Annotated in this window: 14 protein-coding genes; 6 read left to right on the top strand and 8 right to left on the bottom strand. The window is 60.2% G+C overall.

Annotation, left to right across the window (positions count from 1 at the left end):
- The first annotated feature begins 86 nt into the window (after window positions 1-86).
- A complete protein-coding gene (locus D109_RS0102610) occupies window positions 87-791 on the top strand; it encodes a CerR family C-terminal domain-containing protein (protein ID WP_017475540.1) in 705 nt (234 codons plus the stop codon).
- 2 nt (window positions 792-793) lie between these two features.
- Here the strand turns inward: D109_RS0102610 and D109_RS0102615 are convergent, their stop codons facing one another.
- The 3 genes from D109_RS0102615 to D109_RS0102625 form a co-directional block, all read right to left on the bottom strand.
- Window positions 794-1,414 (bottom strand): LysE family translocator, encoded by a 621-nt coding sequence (locus D109_RS0102615; protein WP_017475541.1) that lies wholly within the window; start codon window positions 1,412-1,414, stop codon window positions 794-796.
- A gap of 16 nt (window positions 1,415-1,430) precedes the next feature.
- Window positions 1,431-2,012, bottom strand: a complete 582-nt coding sequence (locus D109_RS0102620) for a hypothetical protein (RefSeq protein ID WP_017475542.1) — start codon at window positions 2,010-2,012, stop codon at window positions 1,431-1,433.
- Window positions 2,013-2,137: 125 nt separating this feature from the next.
- A complete protein-coding gene (locus D109_RS0102625; protein ID WP_017475543.1) occupies window positions 2,138-3,769 on the bottom strand; it encodes a sensor domain-containing diguanylate cyclase in 1,632 nt (543 codons plus the stop codon).
- A gap of 153 nt (window positions 3,770-3,922) precedes the next feature.
- Between D109_RS0102625 and D109_RS0102630 the strand changes: the two genes are divergently transcribed.
- Window positions 3,923-4,960 (top strand): alpha/beta fold hydrolase, encoded by a 1,038-nt coding sequence (locus D109_RS0102630; RefSeq protein WP_017475544.1) that lies wholly within the window; start codon window positions 3,923-3,925, stop codon window positions 4,958-4,960.
- A gap of 242 nt (window positions 4,961-5,202) precedes the next feature.
- On the opposite strand, the gene D109_RS0102635 is transcribed toward D109_RS0102630, so the two are convergent.
- Window positions 5,203-5,703 carry an Lrp/AsnC family transcriptional regulator gene (locus D109_RS0102635; protein WP_017475545.1) on the bottom strand — a complete coding sequence of 167 codons (501 nt, stop codon included), beginning with the start codon at window positions 5,701-5,703 and terminating at the stop codon, window positions 5,203-5,205.
- A gap of 118 nt (window positions 5,704-5,821) precedes the next feature.
- Here D109_RS0102635 and D109_RS0102640 point away from each other — a divergent pair, with 118 nt between their 5' ends.
- The 3 genes from D109_RS0102640 to D109_RS0102650 all read left to right on the top strand — a co-directional run bounded on the left by D109_RS0102640 (window position 5,822) and on the right by D109_RS0102650 (window position 9,957).
- On the top strand, window positions 5,822-6,856 hold the full coding sequence (locus D109_RS0102640) for a histone deacetylase family protein (RefSeq protein ID WP_026077741.1): 1,035 nt from the start codon (window positions 5,822-5,824) through the stop codon (window positions 6,854-6,856).
- Between the two features lie 77 nt (window positions 6,857-6,933).
- Window positions 6,934-8,343, top strand: a complete 1,410-nt coding sequence (locus D109_RS0102645) for an amino acid permease (RefSeq protein ID WP_017475547.1) — start codon at window positions 6,934-6,936, stop codon at window positions 8,341-8,343.
- Window positions 8,344-8,547: 204 nt separating this feature from the next.
- On the top strand, window positions 8,548-9,957 hold the full coding sequence (locus D109_RS0102650) for an OprD family outer membrane porin (protein WP_026077742.1): 1,410 nt from the start codon (window positions 8,548-8,550) through the stop codon (window positions 9,955-9,957).
- Between the two features lie 72 nt (window positions 9,958-10,029).
- Here the strand turns inward: D109_RS0102650 and D109_RS0102655 are convergent, their stop codons facing one another.
- The 3 genes from D109_RS0102655 to D109_RS0102665 form a co-directional block, all read right to left on the bottom strand.
- Window positions 10,030-10,539 (bottom strand): cytochrome P460 family protein, encoded by a 510-nt coding sequence (locus D109_RS0102655; RefSeq protein ID WP_017475549.1) that lies wholly within the window; start codon window positions 10,537-10,539, stop codon window positions 10,030-10,032.
- On the bottom strand, window positions 10,539-11,591 hold the full coding sequence (locus tag D109_RS0102660; protein WP_017475550.1) for an alpha/beta fold hydrolase: 1,053 nt from the start codon (window positions 11,589-11,591) through the stop codon (window positions 10,539-10,541). The genes D109_RS0102655 and D109_RS0102660 overlap by 1 nt, the downstream gene beginning before the upstream one ends.
- A 136-nt stretch (window positions 11,592-11,727) precedes the next feature.
- Window positions 11,728-12,645 carry an alpha/beta fold hydrolase gene (locus D109_RS0102665; RefSeq protein WP_017475551.1) on the bottom strand — a complete coding sequence of 306 codons (918 nt, stop codon included), beginning with the start codon at window positions 12,643-12,645 and terminating at the stop codon, window positions 11,728-11,730.
- Between the two features lie 90 nt (window positions 12,646-12,735).
- Here D109_RS0102665 and D109_RS0102670 point away from each other — a divergent pair, with 90 nt between their 5' ends.
- Window positions 12,736-13,122, top strand: a complete 387-nt coding sequence (locus tag D109_RS0102670; protein WP_017475552.1) for a MerR family transcriptional regulator — start codon at window positions 12,736-12,738, stop codon at window positions 13,120-13,122.
- On the opposite strand, the gene D109_RS0102675 is transcribed toward D109_RS0102670, so the two are convergent.
- Window positions 13,119-13,646, bottom strand: a complete 528-nt coding sequence (locus D109_RS0102675; protein WP_017475553.1) for a GNAT family N-acetyltransferase — start codon at window positions 13,644-13,646, stop codon at window positions 13,119-13,121. The genes D109_RS0102670 and D109_RS0102675 overlap by 4 nt on opposite strands.
- Window positions 13,647-13,675: the final 29 nt, after the last annotated feature.

Here is a 13,675-nt window from a genome sequence, read left to right on the forward strand (position 1 = left end):
TTTTATATCAGTTGGAATAAATTCGTTTTTTCGCGAAAATTTGTCAACTGGTATATTTTGGTTACGTTAAAAAAATGGAGTGACCCATGGCACGACACAAACCGGCCGCCGAAGGGGGTTATCAGCGGGGTGAAGAAACCCGTGCACGTATTGTCGAGGCTGCCGTGGTGGTGTTTGGCGAGCGCGGCTACGACGGCGCATCCACCCGGGACATCGCGAATGCCGCCGGGGTCAATGCGCCAGCGATCCAGTACTATTTCGATGGCAAGGAAGGCGTGTACCTGGAATGCGTTGAGCATTTGATCACGCTGTTATGGCGGAAAATGGCGCCCACTGTTGAAGCGGCGGAAAGCGCATTGGCGGAAGACGGCGCTAATGATCAAGGGTTGATCGAAGCCTCATTGGGCATCCTGGGCGCAGTGGTCTCAACGATCCAGGACAGTCCCCAGACCACTGCATGGCGGGCGTTTCTTGATCGTCATCAGGCTGGACTGTGCCCCGAAAGTGCGACCATGGCTTTCGAGGAGCGCTTCAAGGCGCGCATCGCCAACGTGATCCGCCTGCTGATCGCGCGCCTGGCCGGCCTTGCCGTTGACGACGAGCGTACGGTGATCCACTCCATGGCGCTGTTCACCCAGGGGCTGGCGTTTCGGGTGCAGAAACCCAAGCTGCTCTCCGCCTTGAACTGGACCGAAGTGAACCAGAAGGAAATGGAGTTGGTGCGGGAGGTGGTGCTGATGCAGGCGCGGTTTACCCTGGAAGGCCTGGTGCGGCACCGGGGCCGGCACTGACCTCAGCGCTTGCTGAACGCCAGCCGGGCCGCGAACAGCACAAAGATCATGCCGGTGGTGCGGTCCATCCACTTGATCACCTTTTCACGCCGCAGCACACCGGCCAGTGGCTGCGTGGCGCCAATCAGTATCAGTGACCAGATAAGGCTGATCACCACATGGATGCTCACCAGCCCGAATGTCCACACCACCATGGAATGCCCCTGGGGAATGAACTGCGGCAGGAAAGACACGTAGAAAATCCCGATCTTGGGGTTGAGTACGTTGCCCATCATGCCTTTCAAGAACCAGTTGGCACCGGGTTTTCCATCGGCCTCGACGGGTGCCAGCGAGCTGCGCGGGCGCAACAGCATGTTCAGGCCCAGCCACGCCAGGTAAGCCGCGCCGCAGTACTTCAAGACGTTGAAGGCCACCTCGGAGACGGCAATCAGTGCACCCAGCCCAAAGGCCACCGCCGCGCCCCACAGCAAGCAGCCCGCGTTGATACCCAGGGTGGCGCGCAACGCTTGTTGCTTGCCTTCGACCGTTGCGGTGCGCAGCACCAGGGCCGTGTCCAGCCCTGGGGTCAGCGTCAGCAGTGTGGCGGCGAAGGTAAAGGCCAGCAGGTTATCGGTGATGGACATGGATAGTTACCTGAAATCAGAAATTCTCAAGACTGGCGTTGATACCGGCGACACGCGCCAGCTCGATGGTTGCCTCGACCTGTTCAGCATCGATGATAAAGCCCTGGAAATCGTCATCTCCCGAGTCCAGGTGGACGTAACGCTTGCCGAACTGAGCCAGCCATTGGTCGAAACGACCCAGCACCTCAGCCATTGATGACCTGCCGTCATGCACGTAGACGTAAGGTTCTTGCACGCCGCTGGCGCTTGCCAGGTAGGGCGCGAGGTATTCAAAGCTGTCATACCCACGCCAGTCGACGGCCAGCAGCGTCAGGTAGTCGAGTTTCTGTCCGCGGGTGTCTTCAAGCAAACCCAACGACAGTGCAGTGGCTGCGTTCTGCCGGACGGAGTACTGGCGCAGCACCCGTCTGACCAGCCTGGCGCTTTCCTCTTCCGGCGCGCGGGCCAGCAGCGTTTGGGTCAGTGTTTTGAGCGCCTGCTTCTGCTGCGGAAATTCGGGAGGGCGCATCTCCCGCATGATTGCGGCATGGCTGGCGTTGGTTTCCTCGGGCGGTGGCATGGTAAAGCGCCCGCCAAACAGACGATCCCAAATGCCCATACTGTCCTCCCTGGATACGTTGTGCTCATCGATTGTGGGGCAGGTTACGGTCATGGGCGCGCGGCTGTCGATAGTTAATCAAACGCGTTGTGGCTTTGTGGAAAGGCTCATGACGCACTAAGCCGTCATGCCACGCGATTACGCCCCGACGACTTGGCCCGATACAGCTGCTGATCCGCACGCTTGATCAGCACTGTCGTGTCGCTGTCCGACGCTTCAGCGAGTCCCACGCCAATGCTCACCGTGACCTGCCCAGCCGTTTCGAAATACGCCCCGGCGATGGCCTCGCGAATCTTCTCGGCCACTACGTCCGGGCTGTCCGGCACTTCGATTTCCGGCAACAGCACCGCAAACTCTTCACCGCCGTAACGGGCGACGAAGTCGGTGGCGCGGGTGGCTTGTTGAATCAGCTGCGAGATCTGGCGCAGCACATCATCCCCAACGGCATGCCCGTGGGTATCGTTGACTCGCTTGAAATGATCGACGTCAATCAGCAGCAACGCAAACGCGCGCCCGCTGCGCTTAAACAGCAGGCTGTAATCCGCCAGTTTTTCATCGAAACGCCGACGGTTGTAGACGCCGGTCAGGGCGTCATGGCTGGCCAGGTTCAACAGCTCGGCATTGGCCTGGGTGAGGGCGGCAGTGCGTTGGGCGACGGTGGCTTCCAGGGACGCGTTGGTGTCCTGCAGTTCGCGCTCCTTGCCAAGCAGCGATTGGGTCATGCCCTTGATGGAGCGTCCGAGCTGGGCGATCTCCCGCACGAAATGGTCCTGGGGGAAGTAGGCGCCGGGCTGTTGGTCCTGGACCTGCTTGGCCGAGCGCGCCAGCTCCTCGATGGGCCGGCTCAGGTACGACGCCAGGTAATACGCCACGAAGCCGAAAGCCACGGCGGCGATCACGCCCAACAGCAGCAGTTTGTAGAGCAGCACACGCGCTGGATGCAGGGCGATCTCCAGCGGCTGGCGCATCACGATGTACCACGTCAGGCTGGAATTCGACGGGCTGGGCACCGCCACGGCGCTGGTCACGTAGCCATTATCGACCGACCAGCCGGTGGCATTGGTCAGACGGTCCTGGGGCAGGTGCTGGCCGGCCAGTTGTTCCGGGTAGAGCACCTTGCCGTCGTTGTCGATGATCAGCGCCTCGATATCCGGCGCACTGCCTTTGGCCGCTTCGACAATTTGCGTCACCCACGACCAATGGGCGTGGGCCCCCAGTACGCCGATCACCTGGCCCCTGGCGTTGCGAATCGGTGCGGCAAAATCGATGAAGCGCCAAGGCTCACCGTTGGACCCCGGCAGCAGCTTGGCAAGCAGGACCGCCTCGTGGGGATCGCCGGTGTAGTTACCCTGCAAACCGGCCTGGAACCAGGGGCGTGCGGTTACGGATTGATTGACCAGTAGCCCGTTCACCGCCTGGCGCACACGCCCGTCGGTATCGGCCACACCCATCCATGCGTACTCGGCGCGGGACTGGGTGCGTTGCTCCATGGAGGTCAGGATATCCGGATCGTCCAGGTTGCCCCGACTGAACAGCGGCGCGCGGCTGAGCAGTGACACCTCAAGCTGGCGTTCACGCAGTTGCACCGCCAATAGCGCGGCGGTAGAGCGGGCGGTGCTTAACAATGCATTACCACTGGCGAGTTTCAGTTGCTCAGTGGCGATGTGCCCAACGTAGAACCCTACGCTCACCAAGGTGAGCAGCGACAACCCGGCAAACCAGAGGGTCAGGTGAGTGCGCAGGCTGGCTTTGATCATTGGGGGCTATCTGAAAGGAGTGTGATGACATGGTAGTCATACCATTCGGATAGTTGCCATAGCCTGATGGTTTATAGGTGACTTGATTTCACGCCTGCTTTCCCATCACGGCCATGCCAGAATATGGCGCTTAGCCACTTAGGGAACTCAAGGATGAAAACGCTGTGTGTTGCTGTGTTGTTGATGGTTGCGTCCGGGCTGGCTCAGGCCCGTGACGTGCGGATAGGCTTCCAGGAAATAGTGATTCCCGACGCGGAACACGGCAGGCCGTTGCAGGTGGCGGTGTGGTACCCGACCCATGCTGCCGGCACGCCGCAACTGATTGCTGACAATCCGGTGTTTGTCGGCGCACCCGCCTTGAAGGACGCCGCGCCGGCTGCTGGCGAACACCCGTTGGTGGTGATCTCCCACGGTATTTTCGGCAACTGGATCAACCAGTCCTGGCTCGCCAGTGCGTTGGCCGGGCAGGGTTACATCGTCGCCTCGCCCAACCACCCCGGCACCACCAGCAAGGACCGCACCCAGCCCGCCGCTTCCGAACTGTGGAAACGGCCCCTCGATATCCGTCGGGTGATTGATGCCGTGATCGCACAGCCAAAACGCTTTGGCGCGGTGGCCGACCACAGGATCGCCGTAGTGGGGCACTCACTCGGCGGCTGGACCGCGATGGAAGTTGGCGGCGCACGGTTTGACCCGCAGCGCTTTACCGAGGACTGCAAGGTGCATTCCGAGATCGCCCCTTGCAAGGCGTACGACCTGATCGAGGTGGGTCGCACGGAGCAGGCCAAACAGCGCCTGGCCGAGGACTTGAGCGATAAGCGTGTGGCCGCCATCGTTTCCCTGGATCTTGGCTTCGCCCGTGGCTTCAGCGATGAAAGCCTCGCGGCGCTGAACCGCCCAACACTGGTGATTGCGGCGGGTACGCCGTCCCCGGAATTGCCCGCAGCGCTGGAGTCGGCCGACTTGGCCAAACGCCTGCCACAGATGACTTCGCGCTACGTGGAAATCAGCGATGCCACGCACTTCAGCTTCCTGCCCCTCTGCAAGCCGGGCGCGGTGGAGCGGATTGAACAGAGCGACCCCGGTGAAGGCTTTATCTGCCTGGATGCCAAGGGTGCTCGTCCCAAGCCGCAGATTCAGCAGCAGGTACTCAGCTTGATCAGTGAGTTCCTGCAGCATTCCCTGCGTTAGCTGTCAGATATCTTCGGACAACACACAACCTGTGGCGAGGGGGCTTGCCCCCCGGCAATCCGCCAAACGCCACTGATCTATCAGAAAACCACCAACCCGTGGCGAGGGAGCTTGCTCCCGCTGGGGTGCGAAGCGCCCCCAAAAACAGGACTGCTACGCAGCCCAACGGGGGACAAGCCCCCTCGCCACCGTCTAGCTAGCCGAATCGTGGGATAGAAAACAAAAACTGATTTCCCACTGGATCACTTTCCCACCCGCCCCGGAATCGCCACCCGACTCGTCGCCTTCACCTCCCTTAACGCCAAACTCGACTGAATCGACGCAATCCCCAACTGCCGCCGCAACACGCTCTCCACAAAATCGCTGTACGCATCCAGATCCTCCGCCAACACCTGCAAAAGATAATCCGCATCCCCGGTGATCTTGTGGCACGCCTGCACCTGCGGCAGTTCCTTGATCACCGCCTCGAAATCTTCCGGCGTATGGTCGGAATGCACCGCAAACCGCACGTGCACAAACGCCATGATTTCCAGGCCCAGCATCTTGCGATCGAGGTTGGCCTGGTAATCCTTGATCACGCCTTCTTCTTCCAGCCGCTTACGCCGTCGCCAGCACGGCGTGAGGCTAAGGGACAGGCGCTCGCTGAGTTCGGCGTTGGAGATACTCGCGTCTTCCTGCAGCAATGCGAGGATGGCGAGATCGGTGTCGTCAAGTGCGACCTGTTTGGTTTTATTTTTCTTCATGGCGGCTCATCGGGGTAAAAATGCCCGATTACGCTAGCATCGGCGCACATAAAAGCAAAGAAAGCCCACCACAGCCAGAACAAAATAATCACCTGTCTTTCACGGGTGGATGCCTTTCATGTTGACTGTTTTTAGTGATTCTCATCGATTGCACCATGGCACCGAACTCAAGGATGGCGTGCTCAAGCCGTCCTTCGAACAACCCAGCCGCGCCGACACGGTGCGTGACCGGGTCAAGCACGTGGGCCTGGGGGATATCATCGTCCCGCGCACCTTCGACCGGGCCTGTTACGTCAATGCCCACAGCGAACGCTACGTGGCTTTCCTGGAAACCGCCTGGGCTGAATGGACCGCCATCGGCCGTGCCCATGATGCGTTGCCGCTGGTGTGGCCGGTGCGTGATCTGGCCAACGAACAGGTACCGGAATTCATCGACGGCAAGCTCGGCTTCTTCGCGATGGATGCCGGTTCGCCCATCACCAGCACCACCTGGGAAGCGGTGAAGACCAGCGCCGATATCGCGCTCACCGGTCTGGCGTTGATCGATGAAGGCCACAACAGTGCCTTCGCCCTGTGCCGTCCACCGGGCCACCATGCGGCGCGGGAATACATGGGCGGTTATTGCTACCTGAATAACGCGGCCATCGCAGCGCAGCAGGCGATCACTCAAGGCGCCAAGCGTGTTGCGGTGCTGGACGTGGATTTCCACCACGGCAACGGCACGCAGAACATTTTCTACGACCGTAGCGACGTGATGTTCGTCTCGCTGCACGGCGAACCGTCGGTGTCGTATCCCTACTATTCGGGCTTCAGTACCGAGCGCGGCGCAGGGGCGGGCGAGGGGTTCAACCTCAACTATCCGCTGGCAAAAAACACCGGTTGGAGCACCTATAGAGATGCGCTGCTCGACGCCTGCATTCAACTGCGAAAGTTCTCACCTGAAGTGTTGGTGATCTCACTCGGCGTCGACACGTTCAAGGACGATCCCATCAGCCATTTCCTCCTCGAAAGCCGCGACTTCCTGGGCATCGGCGAGATCATCGCCAGCGTCGGCGTGCCCACCCTGTTTGTGATGGAAGGCGGCTACATGGTCGATGAAATCGGCATCAATGCCGTCAACGTGCTGCATGGTTTCGAGAACAAACACGCCTGATCCCGACCCCAATCCAACAATAAAAACCGCCTGACTTTTTTCTGCCAAAACTCAAAAACATAACAAGAGGTTTTGTGATGAAAACAACCGCGCCCGGGCTGATTGAAAAGCCCGCTTTGCAACGCACCCTCAACAACCGGCATATCCAGCTGATGGCCATGGGCGGTGCGATTGGCACCGGCCTGTTCATGGGCTCGGGCAAGATCATTGCGCTGTCCGGCACCTCGATCATCCTGATCTACATGATCATCGGGCTGTTTGTGTATTTCGTGATGCGCGCCATGGGCGAGCTGCTGTTATCCAACCTCAACTTCAAAAGCTTCGCCGACTTTGCCGGTGCGTACCTGGGGCCGCGTGCGGCGTTTTTTCTGGGCTGGTCGTACTGGCTGAGCTGGAGCGTAGCGGTGGTGGGGGATGCGGTGGTGGTCGGGGGCTTTTTCCAGTATTGGTTCCCGGACGTGCCGGCCTGGATCCCGGCGATAGCGATGTTGCTGACCCTGTTTGCCTTGAATGTGCTGACGGTGAGGTTATTCGGTGAGGTGGAATTCTGGTTTGCGATCATCAAGATCATCGCCGTGGTGACCTTGATCAGCGTGAGCGTGGTATTGATCGCCAGCTCGTTTGTGTCACCCACCGGTGTCACGGCTTCCCTGAACCATTTGCTGGATAAACAGGCGGCGTTTCCCAATGGCTTGTTCGGGTTTTTTGCCGGATTCCAGATGGCGATCTTTTCGTTTGCCGGCACTGAGTTGATTGGCACGGCGGCGGCGGAAACCCGCTCGCCGGAGAAGACGCTGCCCAAGGCGATCAACTCGATTCCGCTGCGCATCATCCTGTTCTACGTACTGGCCCTGGCGTGCATCATTGCGGTGACGTCCTGGGAGCAGGTGTCGCCGAGCAAGAGCCCGTTTGTTGAGTTGTTTCTGGTGGCCGGGTTTCCCGCCGCTGCGGGGATTGTGAACTTCGTGGTGCTGACGTCAGCGGCTTCGTCGGCCAACAGTGGGGTATTTTCGGCCAGTCGCATGTTGTTTGGTCTGGCGGATCTGGGGGACGCACCGGGGATATTCCGACGGCTATCAAAAAGCAGCGTGCCGTTTATCAGCCTGGCGTTTACCACCTTCCTGATGCTGCTTGGCTTGTTGCTGCTGTTTATAGTCCCGGAAGTGATGACGGCGTTTACCATCGTCTCCACCGTCTCGGCGATTCTGGTGATCTTTACCTGGTCGACGATCCTGGCGTCCTACATTGCCTATCGTAAAAAACGACCGGAGCTGCACGCAAAATCCCTCTACAAGATGCCTGGAGGCTTGCCGATGGCGTGGGTTTCACTTGGGTTCATGGCTTTTGTACTTTGCCTGTTGGCACTGCGCCCAGACACTCGCCTGGCACTTTGCGTGATGCCTGCCTGGTTTGTGTGGTTGGCGGTTGCCTACCAATTCTCGCATTTTCGCCACCGACTCCGGCCTGATCAGCACACCGCACGTTAGCGGTCGTCATACAACTCAACGGCAATCAACCCTCGGAAAAGGCCGGCTTTTACGGCCTTTTCATGACGGTTTTTTCATTCCAACATGACAAAAATTTCACAATCTGCGCCATAGGCCCCATGCCACAATCCGCAGCGTTTGCAGGGCCGCAACGGTATTCGCTCGAAGGACAGTAAAAAAATAATGTTCACAGGGGCGCAGTAAATGAAACTCTCTACATTAGCGTTGGCCATCACGGCGGCTGTCCTTGCACAACAAGCCAGCGCAGATGGTTTTGGTCTTGGCTCACTCGGCACGGGTGACGGCCATAGCGGCTTCCTCGAAGACAGTCATTCGTCGATCAGTTCGCGCACGATGTATTACAACGCCGACGTTCACTCCGGCACCGCGAACGACCTGCGTGAAGCGGCTCAAGTACTGCGTTTCGACTACAAATCCGGCTACACCCAAGGCACCGTCGGCGTAGGTTTTGACGTGATGGCGTTCGGCGCCTTGCGCCTGGACGGTGGCGATGGCCACGCAGCGGGCAACGGCCTGTCGGGTAACGGCAACAGCTTCTTCCCGGTGAAGAACAATGGCACCGAGCCTGCTGACAGCTTCGGTCGTGCCGCCGGCAACGTTAAATTTCGTATTTCCCAGACTGAATTGCACGTGGGCGGTGGCTTGGCCCCGATCCTGCCGATCCTGGTCTCCAACGATAGCCGCGCAGCACCGCAAACGTTCGACGGCGGTATCCTGACTTCCAAGGACATCCCTAACGTCACCTTCACCGGTGGCGAGCTGAACAAGGCTGAAGGTCGTGCATCGAGTAACTCCACAGGCTTGAGCGTTGCCGGTGCCACTCGCGACAGCGATAGCTTCCGTTTTGGCGGCGTTGACTACCAGCCGTTTGGTTCTTCTGACAACGTCATCGCTAAAAACCTGACGTTGCAGTACTACTACGCCAACCTGGAAGACTTCTACAAACAGAATTATTTCGGCCTGGTGCACGTGCTGCCGTTGGGCAATGACCAATCGTTCAAGACCGACCTGCGCTATTTCGACAGCACCAGCGACGGTAAAAACGGTTCGGCCGGCTATGCGTTCAACAACAACGGCGGCTATGCCAAGCACGCCGGTGAAGTCGACAACAAAACCTACAGTGCTGCATTCACCTACCAGTTGGGTGGCAGTCAGTTGATGCTCGGCCACATTGGCGTGAGCGATGACGGCGGCTTCGTCTGGGTCAACCAGGGCAGCATCGCCGACCCTAATGCACAAGGCGCGGCCGGCTCCGACTTCTACCTCTTTACGGACGCCGTGGTTGGCCAGTTCTCCCGCGCGGGCGAGCAAGTCAATTTCGGCCAGTACCTGTATGACTTCAGAACCCTGGTGCCTGGCCTGAAAGCTTCCATTGCCTACCTCAACGGCAGCGACATCAAGGCCAAGATTGCCGGTGGCAGCGATCAGTCGGAACGCGAAACCGATTTCCGTCTGGATTACGTCGTGCAAGCAGGCCCGCTGAAAGGCTTCGGTACCACCTTCCGTACCGGCAGCTACCACGGCCATAACACCGGCACTGCCGACCAGGACCAGACCCGCCTGATCTTCAACTACACCTACGCGCTGTTTTGATCAGTTGCCGGTAACTGCTTTAAATGAAGGCCGCCTACGGGCGGCCTTCTTCATTTGGCCCAGAGGTTCGTCTCAAGGCGCCAGCCGGGTGAACACATAATCGTGGTTCTTCACCAACGCCTGATGGCAGGCAAAGCACGTCTCATGCTGCGCCTGGTCCACCGGTTTGCCATTGATGAACCGCCCAAAACCCCAGCCTCCTGTCGCCGCGTATTTCTTCGAATCCTTGACCATGAACTGCACGGTGGTGGCTGCACCGGGAATCGATGCAGTCTTGAACTCGGGCGACTGCACGTGTTTCCAGGCCAGCTTCGCCAGCACGGTGCCGTCGGGGAAGGGCAGCGTGCCGTCGCGGTAAGCCTTGAGCGCGACCTTGTTGCCCAGTACCACACGCAGCTCATTCAGCGGGTCGGCTTCCTGTGCCGGTGCGATCAGCTCCCATTGGCGGTAGCCGTCGGGAATGGTCACGCCGTAGATCGGTGACGGCTCGCTGGTGGTAGAGCCGCCAAAGGCGAACCCGGTAGCCGCGGCCACCACAGCGGCGGTTGCAGCGACGAGCGCAGCAAGATGCAGGCGCTTCATCACAGGTGATCCGCATCAATTACAGCCTTGGCAAACGCTTGCGGTGCTTCCTGCGGCAGGTTGTGGCCGATGCCGCCGCTGATCAACCGGTATTCGTACTTGCCGGTAAAGCGCTTGGCGTAGTCTTCCGCTGCCGGGTGTGGCGCGCCGTTGGCGTCGCCTTCCAGGGTGATGGTGGGTACGCCGATGGACGGGGCGGTGGCGAGTTTCTGCTCCAGCGCTGCGTATTTCTTTTCACCCTGCACCAGCCCCAGGCGCCAGCGGTAGTTGAAGATCGACACGGCGACATGATCGGGGTTGTCCAGGCCTTTGGCGCTGCGGTCGAAGGTGGCGTCGTCAAACGCCCATTTCGGCGAGGCGATCTGCCAGATCAGCTTGGCGAAGTCGTGGGTGTTTTTTGCGTAGCCGGCGGCGCCGCGATCGGTGGCGAAGTAGAACTGGTACCACCATTGCAGCTCGGCCTTGGGCGGCAACGGGTTCTTGCCGGCAGCCTGGTTGCCGATCAGGTAGCCGCTGACCGACACCAGCGCTTTGACCCGCTCCGGCCACAGTGTCGAGACGATGTCGGCGGTGCGTGCGCCCCAGTCGTAGCCGCCGAGCACGGCGTGTTTGATTTTCAGTGCATCCATGAAGTCGATCAGATCGACCGCGAGTGCGGCCGGCTGGCCGTTGCGCAGGGTCTTTGCCGACAGGAAGTGCGTGTCGCCGTAGCCGCGGGCGTAGGGCACCAGCACCCGATAGCCCTGGGCCGCCAGCAGCGGCGCTACCTCGGAGTAGCTGTCAATGTCGTAGGGCCAGCCGTGCAGCAGGATCACCACCGGGCCTTCGGCCGGGCCGACTTCAGCGTATGCCACGTCCAGCAAGCCGGCCTTCACATGTTTCAACGGGCCAAGCGCGGTGTGGGTACTTGCGCTGGCAACCGCAGGTGCTTGTGTGTCCTGTGCACTGGCTACGCCGACGCCACCGAACTGCAACAGCGTAAGGGCCAGCAACGACGCGCCCATCAGGCGGCGGGGCTTGAAACCGGGCGGGGTGTTCAGCGGTGTGTGCATGGTGATTCTCCAGCGGCGGGTGATGTGCCTGGCTCACAGTTGAACGCAGTTGTGTATCCCGCCTGTTTCGGGAAAACCCTTGGGTTAAAGCTTTTGTATCGCAGGGTGGCTTGGACACACTGCGATACAAGGCAGGTCAATGATTGGCGTTGGCCTGGAGCGCGTCGAAGAAACCTGCCAGGTCGTGATTGAAGCGCTCGGGCTCTTCGGCGAACGGTGCATGGCCGGCGTTTGCATACAACCTGCTGTGCACCTGCGGATTGAGCTGTTTCGCCCAGGCGATGGCCGGCCCCGCCTGGACCAGGGCATCGCGGGCGCCATACAGCAGCAACACCGGCACTTTCGCGCCGCCCAGGCCCTTGGCGGCGTCGACCGTCATGGATTGCACGGCGCGCTGCATGTCCCAGGAAGCCATGGCTGCGTTGGCCAGCAGGCGTTCGAAGGTACGGCTGTCGGGTTGGGTGTGAAAACACAGGGCCAGGAACTCGCGCACGGTGTCCAGATGAGTCTTCAGGTTTGGCGCGTTCAAGTCGCGGTACACCTCGGGGTGCGCCACGATTTGGTCCGCCTTGAGCTCAATGACGCCATCGACATACACCGCGCCCGCAATCTGGCTATCGCCGTACCGGGCCAGGTAGTTGGAAATCACTGCGCCGCCCAGCGACCAGCCCACCAGCAAGGGCTTGTCGGCATGGGAGGCGGTTATCACCGCATTGAGGTCATCCGCCCAGCGACGGCCTTCGGTGTAGGCCGCGTCTTCGGTGGGTTTGCTCGAAAGGCCATGGCCGCGCAGGTCGTAGGTGATCATGCGAAAACGCTGCAGTTGCGGGCTGTTTACCTGCGCTTCCCAGTTCAAGTGACTGCCCAGCAAGCCGTGAATGAAGAGCAGGGTGGGGCCGTCGGGGTTTCCTGATTCCTGGACCGCCAGGGTGACGCCGTCCGGCGCGGTAACGGTATAGGTTTTGGTCTGGGCAAGGGCGGCCGCGGATACGGCAAGCAGAACGCCTGCCAGCAACAGTGCGCACAGGCGACGGGTGAGGGGACGAAAGGGCATGAACGGTGCTCCGGTTCAGGGTAGGTGCCCTAGGGTCAGCCCTCACACTGGTGTGAGGGTCAAGAGGGAAAATCGTGTTATGTTTTTTCGATGAACAATACCCAACCCTCCAGCGCCTTGAGCATCGGCGAACTTGCCCGGCAGAGCGGCGCGAGTGTGCGTTCGATCCGCCATTACGACGAGCATGGCTTGCTCACGTCCAGCCGTGCCAGTAATGGCTATCGCACGTTTCCCGCCGCCGCCGTGGCGCAGGTCCGGCAGATCCAGCGGATGATCGCGACGGGCTTCAGCCTGGCCGAGATCCGCAGTTTCCCTGACTGCATGCGCATGATCGAAGGGGCTGCCGCGTGTTCGCAGACGTCCGCTGCCCAGCGGGAACGACTGGCCTCGATCGAGCGGCAGATTGCCGACCTTGAGCTGCGGCGCGCACGGTTGCTTAAAACCCTGGCTGACGGGGTCATTCCGCCGCTGGATTAATCCCCGCGCGTGGCCACGAACACCAGGCTCGGCGCCTGCCCGGGCACATCGTCCAGCTCATCGATGGGCCGCATACCGATTTTCTCCAGCACCTTGATCGAGGCTGTATGGGCCGGACGCACCACGCCGTACACCTGCGGCTGGTCCAGTTCGACAAAGCCAAACTGCAACGCCGCCCTGGCAAGCTCTGTTGCATAACCCTGGCCCCAGGCGCTGACGGCGAAGCGGTAACCCAGGTTGATCCGCTCAACCTCGTTGTAGTGGTACAGCGTGATGCCCCCAAAGCCGATCACGCGTTGTGGCGTCTCTTGGGTCACGATCGCCCATTGGCCAAAGCCATGTTCTGCCCAGTGCTCCAGCCAGCGATCCAGCACGGCTTTTACTTGATCCAGGTCGGTCAAGGGGCCTGCCGGGTTGTAGCGGTTCGTCTCGGGATCGCCATAAATGGCGAATACACTGGCCGCATCGTCGACCGTTGGGGGCCTTAGCATCAATCGTTGGGTGGTTATCGTGTAGTCAGGCATGGATTGGCTCTGATCCTAGGAGCGAGAGA

The sequence above is a fragment of the Pseudomonas sp. PAMC 26793 genome (genome assembly GCF_000313235.1).
Taxonomy (GTDB): Bacteria; Pseudomonadota; Gammaproteobacteria; order Pseudomonadales; family Pseudomonadaceae; genus Aquipseudomonas; species Aquipseudomonas yamanorum.

Bases quoted from the DNA above. Each gene is read 5' to 3' on its own strand.
- D109_RS0102610 (WP_017475540.1), top strand. From the start codon at position 87: ATGGCACGACACAAACCGGCCGCCGAAGGGGGTTATCAGCGGGGTGAA.
- D109_RS0102615 (WP_017475541.1), bottom strand. From the start codon at position 1,414: ATGTCCATCACCGATAACCTGCTGGCCTTTACCTTCGCCGCCACACTG.
- D109_RS0102620 (WP_017475542.1), bottom strand. From the start codon at position 2,012: ATGGGCATTTGGGATCGTCTGTTTGGCGGGCGCTTTACCATGCCACCG.
- D109_RS0102625 (WP_017475543.1), bottom strand. From the start codon at position 3,769: ATGATCAAAGCCAGCCTGCGCACTCACCTGACCCTCTGGTTTGCCGGG.
- D109_RS0102630 (WP_017475544.1), top strand. From the start codon at position 3,923: ATGAAAACGCTGTGTGTTGCTGTGTTGTTGATGGTTGCGTCCGGGCTG.
- D109_RS0102635 (WP_017475545.1), bottom strand. From the start codon at position 5,703: ATGAAGAAAAATAAAACCAAACAGGTCGCACTTGACGACACCGATCTC.
- D109_RS0102640 (WP_026077741.1), top strand. From the start codon at position 5,822: ATGTTGACTGTTTTTAGTGATTCTCATCGATTGCACCATGGCACCGAA.
- D109_RS0102645 (WP_017475547.1), top strand. From the start codon at position 6,934: ATGAAAACAACCGCGCCCGGGCTGATTGAAAAGCCCGCTTTGCAACGC.
- D109_RS0102650 (WP_026077742.1), top strand. From the start codon at position 8,548: ATGAAACTCTCTACATTAGCGTTGGCCATCACGGCGGCTGTCCTTGCA.
- D109_RS0102655 (WP_017475549.1), bottom strand. From the start codon at position 10,539: ATGAAGCGCCTGCATCTTGCTGCGCTCGTCGCTGCAACCGCCGCTGTG.
- D109_RS0102660 (WP_017475550.1), bottom strand. From the start codon at position 11,591: ATGCACACACCGCTGAACACCCCGCCCGGTTTCAAGCCCCGCCGCCTG.
- D109_RS0102665 (WP_017475551.1), bottom strand. From the start codon at position 12,645: ATGCCCTTTCGTCCCCTCACCCGTCGCCTGTGCGCACTGTTGCTGGCA.
- D109_RS0102670 (WP_017475552.1), top strand. From the start codon at position 12,736: ATGAACAATACCCAACCCTCCAGCGCCTTGAGCATCGGCGAACTTGCC.
- D109_RS0102675 (WP_017475553.1), bottom strand. From the start codon at position 13,646: ATGCCTGACTACACGATAACCACCCAACGATTGATGCTAAGGCCCCCA.